Below are 13,138 nucleotides of genomic sequence, written 5' to 3' on the forward strand. Positions count from 1 at the left end.
ATAACCGCCGCCAGCGACGAGTGCCTGGCGGCTTTATTTTTCAATTCTTTCGGTTTCTCTACAAAAAAGAGTCAGCTATGAATAATCCTATCCCTTGGTGGCAAAACGGCGTCATTTATCAGATTTACCCGAAGAGTTTTCAGGACACTACCGGCAATGGCTACGGTGACTTGGCGGGGGTGACGCTACGGCTAGATTATCTGCAAAAGCTGGGTGTTGATGCGATTTGGTTGACGCCGGTTTATGTCTCGCCACAAGTGGATAACGGCTACGACGTGGCGGACTACTGTGCTATTGATCCCGCTTATGGCACTTTGGATGATTTTAAACACTTGGTGGCACAAGCTCATCAACGTGGCATTCGTATCGTGATGGATATGGTGTTCAACCATACATCCACTGAACATGCTTGGTTTAAAGCATCGCAAGATAGCAGCAGCCCTTATCGCCAGTTCTACATTTGGCGCGATGGCAAGGGTGATAATTTACCTAATAATTGGCGCTCTAAATTTGGCGGTAATGCTTGGCAATGGCACGCCGCCAGTGGTCAGTATTATCTGCATTTATTCGCCACCGAGCAGGCTGACCTGAACTGGGAGCATCAGCCGGTACGTGATGAACTGAAAAAAGTGTGTGAATTTTGGGCGGATATCGGTGTGGATGGCCTGCGGTTGGATGTGATAAATCTGGTCTCTAAACAGCAGGATTTCCCCGATGATTTTGAAGGCGATGGCCGCCGGTTCTATACCGATGGCCCACGTATCCACGAATTTCTACAAGAAATGAGCCGCGATGTGTTTCAGCCGCGTGGCCTGATGACGGTGGGCGAAATGTCCTCTACCCGTCTTGAACATTGTCAGCGTTATGCCGCATTAGGGGGCGATGAACTGTCAATGACCTTTAATTTTCATCATTTGAAAGTGGACTATCTCAATGGCGAAAAGTGGTCATTGATGCCACCAGATCGTGTTGAGTTAAAGCAAATTTTTAACCAGTGGCAGCAAGGTATGCATAACCGTGCCTGGAATGCGTTGTTCTGGTGTAATCATGACCAGCCGCGCATTGTGTCGCGTTTTGGTGACGAGGGGGGATTGCGCTTGCCTGCGGCCAAGATGCTGGCAATGGTGCTGCACGGTATGCAGGGCACGCCCTATATTTATCAAGGCGAAGAGATTGGGATGACCAATCCAAACTTCAGCTCTATTGATCAATATCGCGATGTTGAAAGTTTGAATATGTTTGCAGAGTTGAGTGCAGAAGGGCGTGATGCTGATGAGTTACTCACCATTTTGGCAACGAAATCACGCGATAATGGCCGCACACCAATGCAGTGGGATCACAGCCGCAATGCGGGATTTAGCCAAGGAACACCGTGGATTGAACCTTGCAGTAATTATGGTGAGATTAACGTTGATGCCGCGCTGGCAGATGCCGACTCCGTGTTTTATGCCTATCAATATCTCATCGCCCTGCGCAAACAACATGATGTATTCACTTTGGGTGACTATCAGGATCTCTGTCCGCAACATCCTGATTTATGGTGCTATTTACGCCGTTGGCAAGATAAGCAGTTACTGGTGGTAGCGAATTTGAGTGGCGAACCGCAACAATGGTCACCTGAGGGAATTGAACGGGATGGTTGCTGGCAATTGTTGATGAGCAGCTATGGTGAAAGCGCTTTCCAGCCACAAGAAATGACACTGCGGGCCTATGAGGGGATTTATTGGGTTCGCGATTAATTCCGTTTAATTCAGATCAGGTTTCGATTGATGTGGGATTTGCTTTCTTTGCGGGCTAATCGGGCCGGTCCGTCAGCGAAACGATGAGTCGAGGGTTACCCACCAAGTGAGCTCGCGATATGTGCGTAAGCGCGGGGTTGTCAAGGGTGTGTGCGCTCACACACTCTTGACCGGTTGTGGCTCGCGAAGTTAAGTAAACAGAAATGCTTTAACAACCGAACTTGATTACCATCACTAAACTCTTGTGGTCTTGCCCCAAATCACGCCCCCAGTTTCAATGCGGGTAGCTGGGAAAAGATACTGATCAGACCTTCACCCCAGCCTTTGCGGATCATCATAAAATAAGGGTGATCTTCGGTGATCCGATACTGTTGATCGGTGCTGAAACTGTTGATTGGGTAGATCATCACATCCAGTGGTAACCCGACCGACAAATTACTACGTAAGGTCGAATCCATTGAGATCAACGCGCACTGCATCGCTTGATCCAAGGGGGTATCGTAGCCCAATACGCGATCAATAATTGGCTTACCATACTTGCTTTCGCCAATCTGAAAATAGGGCGTATCCTGTGTGGCTTCAATGAAATTACCTTGTGGGTAAATATGAAATAGCCGCGAGCCTTCGCCTTTAATCTGACCACCTAACAATAGGTTACAGTTAAAATCTGTTCCGCCACTGTTTTGCTGTGCGCCACTGTCACGGTTAATGACTTCTCTTACTGTCTCACCCAATAAAGTAGCCGCGTCGTACAGTGAATGTACATTCATCAGGTTCGTTTGTTCCGGGTCCAGACAGCGGCGCTGTAGCAGACTGATAATGCTCTGTGTGGTGGCCAGATTACCTGCGCTTTGCACGACCAGCGTCCGTTCGCCATCCTGCTGAAAGAGATGCAATTTTCGGAATGTGGAAATATGATCCACTCCGGCATTGGTCCGGGAATCTGAAGCAAACACTAACCCGGACGACAGTCGCATGGCCACACAGTAGGTCATAACACAGTATCCTTAGAGCCGAGTTATTGCGACATATCGTGTCGCGGACGAGATAACATATGCACAGCTGCAATAGTTTGCATATCTTCATAGCCACCACCACGGCGAATACCACGCACTGGGCAAGCATCCAGATAATCGATACCCACAGCTAGCTTCAAATGCTGATTAGGTTTGCAGGTATTGTTGGTGACGTCAAAACTCTGCCAATGCCCATTTAGCCACACTTCCGCCCAAGCGTGAGTAGCGACATGGCTTGAGGACTCTGTATAAAGATAGCCGCTGACGTAACGTGCCGGGATATTTAAACTTCGACAACAGGCAAGAAAGACGTGAGTGTGATCCTGACAGACCCCTTGTTCGGCGGCAAAAGCTTGAGCAGCACTGTCTTGCACAGTCGTTGTGCCTGGGCTGTAGGGCATTTTAGCCAACAATTCCCCCATCATTTGGGTTAGGCAATCCAATTGTGTTTCCCCACAGCTCATCCCCGGATAATAACTTAAAGCAAATTGGCGAATAGCAGCATCCGGTTGCGTCAGCGGGCTATGGCGTAGAAAAACCAATGGGGAGAGTGTATCTCCACTGTCATCTTCCACGTTATCTTCAATCTCGACTACCCCTTGGGCCTGAATAGTAATGGCCTGATGCGGCTTATCCAATGTCAGTACATGCAGTACATTACCAAAGGCATCGGTGGTGCAAATGGCGTCTTCCGGCAAGGTCAGTTGCCAAGATAAAATTCGCTGATGAGCCGAGTTCTGCGGCGTTAGACGTAAATATTGAGTGCTGTGCTGCACCAATTGAGCATAGGTGTAGTGGGTGCAGTGATCGACATTCAGTCTCATTGGACCTCCAGATAGGTTTGACGAATGCTGTCAGCGATAGCATTTATCTTGCCTAAAAAATCCATCAAATAGACGTGTAAGCCATCGGCCATCACATCCGTGATGCTGCTAAAACGCAGCTCGGCAAGCAAAATACTGACCAACCGTCGGGGGTGGTTTGCGGCCCCACCAATCAATGCCAACTGCTGTTCCATATCATTGATACAAGCCAACAGAGAGCGGGGGATTTCATTGCGTAAAATCAGTAACTCAGCAATGGCCTCTCGACTCAGTTGTTGTTTATACAAGCTGTGGTATGCCTCGCGAGCACTGACTGCTCGCAACAGGGTGTCCATTCGGTAGTATTCGCGCACCGGGTCATCATCGTTATCCAATAATTGGTTTTTCACATCAAGCAGGCGGGCGGTACTGTCAGCTCGCTCAATCAAGGTGCCGAGGCGAATAAAATAGAGCGCATCGCTACGCAGCAACGTGCCATAGACTGCACCACGAAACAGGTGTGAGCGCTCTTTAACCCAGTCAAAAAAGGCATCAATTCCAGCGGCGCTGATCCCTTGGCGACGCCGCTGTTTCATTTCAATCCAAGTGGCATTTATGCTTTCCCATACCTCGGACGATAAACTGCCTCGCACTGCATGGGCGTTATTCCAAGCCATTTGTAAGCAACTGAAAATACTGCTGGGATTATGACTATCGAATACAAAAAAATTCAGCAGGTGAGTCATCGAAACCTGCGGATAGTGCTCGGCAAATAGCGTTTGAGTATTACTCAAGCTAAGGGGCACCAGTAAATCAAAATTTACCCGCGTGCTGGTGGGCATCATCGATAGTCTGTTAGTGACATCCAGAACGCGGGTGATGTTTTCTGCCCGTTCAAGATAGCGGGCCATCCAATAAAGCTCGCTGGCAGTTCGACTTAGCATGCATCATCCTCCAATACCCAGGTGTCCTTGGTTCCGCCGCCTTGCGAGGAGTTCACCACGAGTGACCCCGCGCCCAGTGCCACGCGTGTCAGGCCACCGGGAACTAAGCGGATCTCCGCACCTGATAGGGCGAAAGGGCGTAAGTCAATGTGACGAGGGGCTAGCCCATTGTTAACAAAGGTTGGGCAGGTAGAGAGGGCGAGAGTCTCTTGTGCAATGTAGTTTTGTGGTCGAGCCAGCAATAATTGGCGGAATTGAGCTATTTCAGCTTGTGTTGCCGCAGGGCCAATCAACATGCCATAGCCTCCGGCACCATGGACTTCTTTCACCACCATCTTCTCAAGGTTGGCTAATACATAAGAAAGTTCAGCAGGTTGGCGGCATTGCCAAGTGGGAACATTAGCTAAAATAGGCTCTTCGGAAAGATAAAAACGAATCATCTCCGGTACATAAGGATAGATAGATTTATCATCTGCCACACCAGTACCAATAGCATTAGCCAATACCACCCCGCCAGCGCGATAGACTGATAACAGGCCAGGAATCCCCAGCATGGAGTCTGGTCGGAAGGCAAGTGGGTCAAGAAAGGCATCATCCACTCGCCGATAGATGACATCAATCTTGCAGGGGCCGGCGGTGGTACGCATGAATACGGCTCCCTCTTTAACGAACAAGTCCGCACTTTCGACCAGTTCGACGCCCATTTGTTGTGCCAGAAAACTGTGCTCGAAATAGGCACTGTTAAAACGACCGGGGGTGAGTACCACTACGGTAGGCGAGTTAACGGGCGTACTTTCACGCAAGGTTTGCAACAGGTGGGAAGGGTAGCGCTCAACAGGTGCAATACGCTGTTCGGCAAACAGTTCCGGGTAGAGTCGCATCATCATTTTGCGATTCTCCAGCATATAAGAGACGCCGGATGGGGTACGCAGGTTATCCTCCAACACGTAGTAGAGACCATCGCTATTACGCACCATATCGACACCAATAATATGAGCGTAGATATCTCGGTGCAGATTTACGCCTTGCATGCAGGGTTGGTATTGGTCGTTTGCTAAAACTTGTTCTGCCGGAATAATGCCCGCTTTGAGAATATGTTGTTCGTGGTAAATATCATGCAGAAAAGCATTGAGCGCCTGAACACGTTGGCGAATGCCACGGTCAAGCATTTGCCATTCGCTGGCGGGAATAATGCGCGGCACACTGTCAAACGGGATTAATCGCTCTGCGCCGTCGTCGTCTCCATACACATTAAAGGTAATGCCCACCCGGTGAAACAGCAGCGCAGCTTCTTCGCGTTTGCGTGCAATGGTGAGCTGATCGGCCTGTTGCAGCCATTGCCAGTAGGCGTCGTAATGGCCGCGATGTTTCCCCTCAGCCAATAACATTTCATCGAAAAATCTGGATACGGAAAGGTCGATGTTCAGCATTCTCACCTCGCTAACAGAACAGACTGTCTTTGAGATTACGCATAAACTGTGCCAGCTCGTAAAGTAGGCAAAATAAGGGGGATTAGAGGGATTTCAGCACTATTAGGGTGCAATAAATGAGCAGGGTGCTTTATTACTGAGCAGAAAATTGCCACATATTGCGTATTATGATCGGCAATAGCGCATAGGGGAAGGGCGGGGGAAAGTTGGATTGAATGGCTGGCAATCATATCACCAGCCATATGACATCGAGATTAACGACGTACTGCGATAGCTTCTATTTCGATTTTGACATCTTTTGGCAAACGGGCAACTTCAACGCATGAGCGCGCAGGGAATGGCGCATTATGCTCAGTAAAGAAAGCTTCGTAAGTCGCGTTTACGGTACTGAAATCATTCAGATCTTTAACAAACACAGTTGTTTTTACGATATCGGCAACTTTCAGACCCGCAGCTTCGACAATGGCTTTCACATTTTCCAGTGACTGACGCGCCTGAGCTGAGACGTCATCGGCAACCAGACCCGTTTTTGGATCAACTGGGATCTGGCCGGAAGTGATGATCATACTGCCCAGATCGACACCCTGAACATAAGGGCCGATAGCGGCAGGGGCAAGCTCAGTGCTGATAATGCGTGACATGTAGACTCCTGGTTTACGTAATGGTAGGGGTAAGAATTATCCCCACCATTATAAAGATGGGGGGGATTACAGCAACCTACTCACTCAGTTTGCTTTAGCCCGCCACTGTAAATATTGACGGGCAACCATATTTATCTGAGCAATGGATTAATCTGCTTGAAGAACAACTTGATGATCGAACTCTTTTTCGCAATATTTGCATTTAAGGTAGATCTCACCCTGCTTGGCAGTCACTTTGAAGCTGGAATCTACCGGCTCGTTATGGCTAATACAGTTACTGTTAGGGCAGGTGAGTACCGCATCAATATGTTCTGGTAGGCTAAGGGTTAGCTTTTTCACAACTTCATAGTTGTCGATACGGTTAACTGTCGCATCTGGTGCATACATTGCCAATTGGTTGGCTTGCTGCTCTGTCAGGAAAGTATTTTCTATTTTAATCAAATCTTTACGGCCTGAGCGTTTAGACGGTAAATTTAGCCCAATAGTGATGCGTTGATCAGTTGCGGTCAGTTTGAACAACGATAACAATTTGAACCCGATTTGCGCCGGAATATGGTCAATCACAGTGCCACATTTAATCGCTTCAACCTGTAGTTTATAATCCTGAGTCATGTTCAATTCCCCCTTACAGAGCTAATTCTTCGTTTAATACCAGTGCCAACAGCGCCTGACGTGCAAAAATCCCATTACCTGCTTGTTGGAAATAGTAGGCATAAGGGGTTTTGTCGACATCCGTGGTAATTTCATCAATACGCGGTAGCGGATGCAGCACTTTGAGATTATCTCGCGCTCCATTCAAATCAGCGGCGCGTAGGACGAACTGTGCTTTGACATTGGCGTACTCTGATGGGTCAAGGCGCTCTTTTTGTACGCGGGTCATATAGAGAATGTCCAACTCAGGCACCACTTCTTCAATGCTTTCGTGCAGGCTGTATTCAATGCCTTTTTCTTCCAGCATTTGCAGGATATAAGCCGGCATTGCCAGAGCATCTGGGGCAATGAAGAAGAAACGGTTACCATTGAATTTAGCCAGTGCTTGCGTTAACGAATGCACAGTGCGGCCATATTTCAGGTCACCGACCATGGCGATATTGATGTTATCCAGCCGCCCTTGAGTTTCTTGGATAGTGAATAAATCGAGCAGTGTTTGAGTTGGGTGCTGGTTTGCGCCGTCACCGGCATTGACTACGGGAACATGGCCAGAGAATTGAGCCGCCAGACGGGAAGCACCTTCTTGCGGGTGACGCATGACGATGGCATCAACATAAGTGCTGATAACAGACATGGTATCGGCTAGCGTTTCCCCTTTTTTCCCCAGCGAAGTATTGCTGCTGTCAGAAAAGCCGACGACTGAGGCACCGAGCCGGTGAATAGAGGTTTCAAACGACAAACGAGTGCGGGTGGAGGCTTCAAAAAAGCAACTGGCGATCACTTTATGTTTTAACAACTCAGGTTGCGGATGACTTTTCAGACTGGCGGCAGTACGCAGCACCAGTTCCAGTTCCTCGCGGCATAAGTCGTTAATTGAGATGATGTGCTTGTGATACAACGGGTTGGCCATTTTCGCTCTCCTCTGCGGCTGCCCGTGATCTCGGGCACCTTAATTTTTAATCAGTTGTAATGATGTTGAATTTGGCACCGATCAACAGACAAAAAAAAGCCCCTCAATGAGGGGCCTTACAGGATCGGTTTAGCAACAGGAGAAAGAACGGCAGCTGGCTGCCTGCTGGCAGGCCATTTTGTCGACCATCGATAGGGTCATTTTCAACAAAACGCGCTTGGCTTTTCATCATATCTCCCGGCAAATTGTGGCGAATTATACTCGCGTGTGATTTCTCTGCAAGGGGAAAAGGCCGCATTTTTTATGATTAGCAAACGATTACTTAGTATGTTTTGATTTTAAATATATTTAATGAAGGAGAGAGGGAAGACCGGATATTAGATATTGGATCAGGTTTCGGTTGATATTCGTTCTGTGATTACCTGTTTCCCGCAGCCTCAACCGAGCTAAAGGGCAGGCCGGCCCTCGTGTCCCTACAGATTGCGCGAAAGATGGCTGCTTTCGCAGTGCTCTCCGGCAGTTACAGAGGCTGTCTTGCTCCAAGCTCGACAGCGTCTTTGCCGACAAGCCTTAATCCTCATCAAACCCTGAGTTGAACAACTCAATAACCGCAGCGAGCGCTTGAATTTCATCAGGCCCGGTGGCTTCCACTTCAATCTGGCGGCCTTTTGCAGAATCAAGCATCAGCAGCGCAATCACGCTGCTGGCTTCTGCTTCAGTACCACTGTCATTACGTAACATCACTTCAGCATCAAAACTCTGAACCAGCTCGAACAATTTCATCGCGGGTCTGGCATGCATTCCCAACTTGTTTTTGATCTCAACGGTCTGTTTGACGGTCATTATTTACGCTTTTCCAGGGTGCGATGGCGTGACTGGACGTTTTTGCCGCGAGCGCGGAAATAATCGGCCAGTTGTTCAGCGACATAGACTGAGCGGTGTTTGCCGCCGGTACAGCCAATAGCAACAGTCAGATAACTGCGGTTATTGGTTTCCAGCATCGGTAACCACAATTCCAGATAGCTGCGGGTCTGATAAATAAAGTTATGGACTTCAGTATGGCGATCAAGGAAGGAGATGACGGGCTTATCCAAACCTGTCATTGGACGTAATTTCGGGTCCCAGTGTGGGTTTGGCAAGAAGCGAACGTCAAATACATAATCTGCATCAATAGGAATGCCGTGTTTAAAGCCAAAGGATTCAAACACCATAGTCAACTCGCGCTCACGTTTACCCAGCAGACGGGTTCGCAGCATCTCCGCTAACTCATGCACTGACATTTCTGACGTATCAATAATCAGATCAGCCCGTGAGCGCAATGGCTCCAGTAGGGCACTTTCTTCATCAATGGCACTTTCTAATGACAGATTTTTGGTCGACAGTGGGTGCAGGCGACGGGTGTCACTATAGCGACGAATCAGGGTATTGCGATCAGCATCCAAAAACAGCAACTGTGGTGAAAAGCTCTCTGGCAGTTGAGTCATGGCATGTTCAAATACCTCAGGAGATTCAGGCATATTACGCACGTCAATGCTCACTGCGGCGGAGATATTCCTCTCGGCAAGTGTGCTTGCCAATTGCGGCAACAAAACCACAGGCAAGTTATCAACGCAATAAAAGCCCATATCTTCCAATGCGCGCAAAGCAACAGACTTCCCTGAACCGGAACGGCCGCTGACAATCATCAGCACCATGTGAGTGACTCCCCTATCTTATGTGCCCTGCGTACTTGAAGTGCAGGGTGTTAGCTGTGCTCTTTCACCCGAATCACTGACTTGAGTAAGCTCATCGGGACTCATTTGCTTGCTGCCTACCCGCGACTCCAATGACTTTGGGCAATATCCTGCATACTTGAAGTGCAGGGTGTTTCACGCGATTACGCTGTCTCTGGCGGTAATTCAGTCATTATTTGATAAAGCTCTTCATCACTTTGTGCTGCTCGTAGACGGCGACACACTGTTTTATCAGCTAATCTCTTGGCCACTAAAGATAAAGTGTGTAAGTGAGTTTTACATTGATCTGCTGGAACCAACAAGGCAAATAATAGGTCAACCGGTTGGTTATCAATCGCATCGAAAGCAATAGGTTGCTCCAGACGGATAAATACGCCCACAGCACGTAATGTATCTTCTTCCAACTTGCCATGAGGTATCGCGATACCACTGCCAATGCCAGTGCTGCCCATACGTTCGCGGGTTAATACAGCATCGAAAACGATCTGTGAGGGCAGGTTAAGCTGTTTGGCAGCTAACTCGCTGATAATTTCCAAAGCCCGTTTTTTACTTGAGCAATGTACGGAGCTTTTGGTGCACTCGATATTTAATACCGAGCTTAATTGCAATGCTGGATCGTTGATCATCTCATCTTTCACTTAAGCGCTGTTTTAGACCTGATGCCAGCGGGGAATTTCTCTCCACCGCTGGCTCAGGCTATGTAGCGAGTGTAGAACCTTTATTGGTGAATTTCAGCTACAAGGATTCTTAATGTTGTTTCAATTTATCTTTATGTTTGTTCAACTGGCGGGCCAGTTTATCAACCAAAATATCAATGGCAGCGTACATATCCTCCTGCTCTGAACTGGCGTGCAACTCGCCTCCATTCACATGTACCGTGGCTTCTGCAATTTGTTTTACTTTTTCGACACTTAAAACCACATACACTTGGTTAATTCGATCAAAATATTGCTCAAGTTTGGCAAATTTAGTGGTAACAAACTCGCGTAATGCTTCGGTTATTTCGACATGATGTCCGGTAATATTGAGCTGCATAGTGTCTTCCTTCTCAGTTCAGGTCAAACCAACTGTTTACGCTGATTCGACGGCGGGATGGATAACGACTCTCGGTACTTTGCGACAGTTCGCCGTGCCACCATAATGCCTTGTTCACATAATAGTGTGGTCAGCTTGCTGTCACTAAGTGGTTTGGCAGGGTTTTCTGCCGCAACCAATTTTTTCACCAGTGCACGAATGGCAGTAGAGGAAGCTTCACCTCCGCTTTCTGTGTTGACGTGACTGGAGAAGAAATATTTCAGCTCGAAAATACCCCGAGGACTGTGCAGGAACTTCTGCGTGGTCACGCGGGAAATTGTCGATTCATGCATATCCACGGCCTGAGCAATGTCTGCCAGTACCATAGGTTTCATAAATTCAGGCCCATTCTCAAAAAATGCGACTTGCTGCTCGACAATGCAACGCGCTACTTTCAGCAGCGTTTCATTACGGCTTTCAAGGCTTTTTATCAGCCATTTCGCCTCTTGCAGATTGCTACGGATAAACTGCCCATCGCTATCATTACGGGTGTTGCTGCCCATTGCTGCATATTGCTGATTAATTTTCAGGCGTGGAATGCTATCGGCATTCAGCTCGACCGTCCAGTGTCCTTTGTCTTTACGTACCAGAACATCCGGAATGACATACTCGGATTCCCCGGTATTGATAGATTGACCAGGGCGCGGGTCCAGTGACTGAATCAGGGCGATTGCTTCTTTAAGTGTATCTTCTTTTAGCCGACTTAAGCGGATCATCGTGCGGAAATCATGGTTACCCAGCAAGTCCAGATATTCACTGATAATTAAGCGTGCTTCGGCAAGATAAGGCGTGTCTTTGGTATATTGTGATAACTGAACCAGCAAACATTCACGTAGGTTACGAGCAGCAACACCAATAGGATCAAAGTGTTGTATCCGTTTAAGCACGGCTTCGACTTCATCCAGCGCAACGTTCTCATCCCCCATGCTTTCCAGAATATCTTCCAGTGGAACAGTGAGATAGCCGGTGTCATCCACCGCATCAACAATAGAGGTTGCTATCGCGGCATCTGTTTCGGAGAAAGGGGTTAAATCCACTTGCCACATCAGATAATCTTGCAGCGTTTGGGTGGTTTCCCCCTGATAGACCGGCAGTTCGTCATCACTGTAATCATTGCCCATACCTGATGGCGTACCTGCGGTGTAAATCTCATCCCAGGTGGCATCCAACGGCAACTCTTCCGGCATATCTTTTTGTTCTAGCGCCTCGCGAGTATCAAGCGATTCACTGTCTAACGTTTCTTTAGCATCTATTTCTTCATGAAGATCAGTCTGCTCAAGCAGGGGGTTGCTCTCCAGCGCTAACTGAATCTCCTGTTGGAGTTCAAGTGTAGAGAGCTGCAGCAAGCGAATTGCCTGCTGTAGCTGCGGAGTCATTGCCAGTTGTTGGCTGAACTTGAGTTGCAAACCTTGCTTCATAATACGGTATCAATTTTCCTTAATGGATGACGAAACGTCTTTCGAGTGAAAATTAGAGCCGGAACTCTTCACCCAAATAAACACGTTTAACTTGTTCGTCAGCCAAAATTTCCTGTGGTGTGCCGTGAGCAATTAGATGCCCTTGGCTTACAATATAAGCCCGTTCACAAACGTCTAGTGTTTCACGCACGTTATGATCGGTAATCAGGACGCCGAGCCCGCTGTCACGCAGATGCTCAATAATTTTTTTAATATCAATAACAGAGATCGGATCAACCCCGGCAAAAGGCTCATCCAACAAGATAAATTTAGGATTTGCCGCCAGCGCACGGGCGATTTCTACACGGCGACGTTCACCACCGGAAAGCGACTGGCCTAGACTGTCACGTAAATGAGTAATATGGAACTCTTCCATTAACTCTTCTGCGCGCTCTTGGCGTTGCTCAGACGAAAGGTCTTTACGGATTTCCAGTACCGCCATCAGATTGTTAAACACACTCAGACGGCGGAAGATAGAGGCTTCTTGCGGCAAGTAACCAATCCCGCGCAGGGCGCGTTCATGCAGTGGCAAGAGGCTGATATCTTCCTCATCAATCACAATACGCCCGGCGTCACGTTGGACAATGCCGACGACCATATAAAAAGTGGTGGTTTTACCCGCACCATTCGGCCCAAGCAGGCCGACAATTTCACCGGACTTCACTTTCAGGCTAACGTCTTCGACCACTTTACGGCCTTTGTACGCCTTAGCCAGTTTTTCTGCGATTAATGTTGCCATA

14 protein-coding genes are annotated in these 13,138 nt (G+C 48.1%); 1 reads left to right on the forward strand and 13 read right to left on the reverse strand.

The features are described from left to right. The first annotated feature begins 77 nt into the window (after positions 1-77). The gene (gene treC / locus ACIOG0_RS02005; RefSeq protein ID WP_050140206.1) at positions 78-1,739 is read left to right on the forward strand and encodes an alpha,alpha-phosphotrehalase; all 1,662 of its coding nucleotides are present in this window, start codon (positions 78-80) and stop codon (positions 1,737-1,739) included. 260 nt (positions 1,740-1,999) lie between these two features. Here treC and ACIOG0_RS02010 read toward each other — a convergent pair whose 3' ends face one another. From ACIOG0_RS02010 to lptB, 13 genes are all read right to left on the reverse strand, one after another. Further along, positions 2,000-2,734, reverse strand: a complete 735-nt coding sequence (locus ACIOG0_RS02010) for a proteasome-type protease (RefSeq protein WP_050100616.1) — start codon at positions 2,732-2,734, stop codon at positions 2,000-2,002. A gap of 23 nt (positions 2,735-2,757) precedes the next feature. Further along, on the reverse strand, positions 2,758-3,579 hold the full coding sequence (locus ACIOG0_RS02015; RefSeq protein WP_050100618.1) for a transglutaminase family protein: 822 nt from the start codon (positions 3,577-3,579) through the stop codon (positions 2,758-2,760). Continuing rightward, positions 3,576-4,502 carry an alpha-E domain-containing protein gene (locus ACIOG0_RS02020; protein ID WP_050100620.1) on the reverse strand — a complete coding sequence of 309 codons (927 nt, stop codon included), beginning with the start codon at positions 4,500-4,502 and terminating at the stop codon, positions 3,576-3,578. The genes ACIOG0_RS02015 and ACIOG0_RS02020 overlap by 4 nt, the downstream gene beginning before the upstream one ends. Continuing rightward, entirely contained in the window at positions 4,496-5,932 is a 1,437-nt protein-coding gene (locus ACIOG0_RS02025) for a circularly permuted type 2 ATP-grasp protein (RefSeq protein WP_050100622.1), read from the reverse strand. Before ACIOG0_RS02025 ends, ACIOG0_RS02020 begins: the two co-directional genes overlap by 7 nt. A 254-nt stretch (positions 5,933-6,186) precedes the next feature. After that, positions 6,187-6,573 carry a 2-iminobutanoate/2-iminopropanoate deaminase gene (gene ridA, locus ACIOG0_RS02030; RefSeq protein WP_050100626.1) on the reverse strand — a complete coding sequence of 129 codons (387 nt, stop codon included), beginning with the start codon at positions 6,571-6,573 and terminating at the stop codon, positions 6,187-6,189. 147 nt (positions 6,574-6,720) lie between these two features. Then, positions 6,721-7,185 (reverse strand): aspartate carbamoyltransferase regulatory subunit, encoded by a 465-nt coding sequence (pyrI, locus tag ACIOG0_RS02035; protein WP_050100628.1) that lies wholly within the window; start codon positions 7,183-7,185, stop codon positions 6,721-6,723. 13 nt (positions 7,186-7,198) lie between these two features. Next, the gene (pyrB, locus tag ACIOG0_RS02040) at positions 7,199-8,134 is read right to left on the reverse strand and encodes an aspartate carbamoyltransferase (protein WP_050100631.1); all 936 of its coding nucleotides are present in this window, start codon (positions 8,132-8,134) and stop codon (positions 7,199-7,201) included. 570 nt (positions 8,135-8,704) lie between these two features. Beyond that, entirely contained in the window at positions 8,705-8,977 is a 273-nt protein-coding gene (gene npr, locus ACIOG0_RS02045; protein ID WP_005162489.1) for a PTS phosphocarrier protein NPr, read from the reverse strand. After that, entirely contained in the window at positions 8,977-9,828 is an 852-nt protein-coding gene (gene rapZ, locus ACIOG0_RS02050; protein WP_050100632.1) for an RNase adapter RapZ, read from the reverse strand. Before rapZ ends, npr begins: the two co-directional genes overlap by 1 nt. Positions 9,829-10,010: 182 nt before the next feature. Beyond that, on the reverse strand, positions 10,011-10,493 hold the full coding sequence (ptsN, locus tag ACIOG0_RS02055) for a PTS IIA-like nitrogen regulatory protein PtsN (protein WP_050100635.1): 483 nt from the start codon (positions 10,491-10,493) through the stop codon (positions 10,011-10,013). A 121-nt stretch (positions 10,494-10,614) separates the two neighbouring features. Next, complete coding sequence (hpf, locus tag ACIOG0_RS02060; RefSeq protein WP_004392031.1) at positions 10,615-10,902, reverse strand: ribosome hibernation promoting factor; 288 nt, start codon at positions 10,900-10,902, stop codon at positions 10,615-10,617. Positions 10,903-10,925: 23 nt separating this feature from the next. Then, positions 10,926-12,359, reverse strand: coding sequence for an RNA polymerase factor sigma-54 (gene rpoN, locus ACIOG0_RS02065; protein ID WP_050295992.1), 1,434 nt, complete (start codon positions 12,357-12,359; stop codon positions 10,926-10,928). 52 nt (positions 12,360-12,411) lie between these two features. After that, positions 12,412-13,137, reverse strand: coding sequence for an LPS export ABC transporter ATP-binding protein (gene lptB, locus ACIOG0_RS02070; protein ID WP_050100639.1), 726 nt, complete (start codon positions 13,135-13,137; stop codon positions 12,412-12,414). Position 13,138 lies beyond the last annotated feature (1 nt).

It is taken from the genome of Yersinia vastinensis, from assembly GCF_044905075.1.
Taxonomy (GTDB): Bacteria; Pseudomonadota; Gammaproteobacteria; order Enterobacterales; family Enterobacteriaceae; genus Yersinia; species Yersinia vastinensis.

Bases quoted from the DNA above. Each gene is read 5' to 3' on its own strand.
- treC (WP_050140206.1), top strand. From the start codon at position 78: ATGAATAATCCTATCCCTTGGTGGCAAAACGGCGTCATTTATCAGATT.
- ACIOG0_RS02010 (WP_050100616.1), bottom strand. From the start codon at position 2,734: ATGACCTACTGTGTGGCCATGCGACTGTCGTCCGGGTTAGTGTTTGCT.
- ACIOG0_RS02015 (WP_050100618.1), bottom strand. From the start codon at position 3,579: ATGAGACTGAATGTCGATCACTGCACCCACTACACCTATGCTCAATTG.
- ACIOG0_RS02020 (WP_050100620.1), bottom strand. From the start codon at position 4,502: ATGCTAAGTCGAACTGCCAGCGAGCTTTATTGGATGGCCCGCTATCTT.
- ACIOG0_RS02025 (WP_050100622.1), bottom strand. From the start codon at position 5,932: ATGCTGAACATCGACCTTTCCGTATCCAGATTTTTCGATGAAATGTTA.
- ridA (WP_050100626.1), bottom strand. From the start codon at position 6,573: ATGTCACGCATTATCAGCACTGAGCTTGCCCCTGCCGCTATCGGCCCT.
- pyrI (WP_050100628.1), bottom strand. From the start codon at position 7,185: ATGACTCAGGATTATAAACTACAGGTTGAAGCGATTAAATGTGGCACT.
- pyrB (WP_050100631.1), bottom strand. From the start codon at position 8,134: ATGGCCAACCCGTTGTATCACAAGCACATCATCTCAATTAACGACTTA.
- npr (WP_005162489.1), bottom strand. From the start codon at position 8,977: ATGACCGTCAAACAGACCGTTGAGATCAAAAACAAGTTGGGAATGCAT.
- rapZ (WP_050100632.1), bottom strand. From the start codon at position 9,828: ATGGTGCTGATGATTGTCAGCGGCCGTTCCGGTTCAGGGAAGTCTGTT.
- ptsN (WP_050100635.1), bottom strand. From the start codon at position 10,493: ATGATCAACGATCCAGCATTGCAATTAAGCTCGGTATTAAATATCGAG.
- hpf (WP_004392031.1), bottom strand. From the start codon at position 10,902: ATGCAGCTCAATATTACCGGACATCATGTCGAAATAACCGAAGCATTA.
- rpoN (WP_050295992.1), bottom strand. From the start codon at position 12,359: ATGAAGCAAGGTTTGCAACTCAAGTTCAGCCAACAACTGGCAATGACT.
- lptB (WP_050100639.1), bottom strand. From the start codon at position 13,137: ATGGCAACATTAATCGCAGAAAAACTGGCTAAGGCGTACAAAGGCCGT.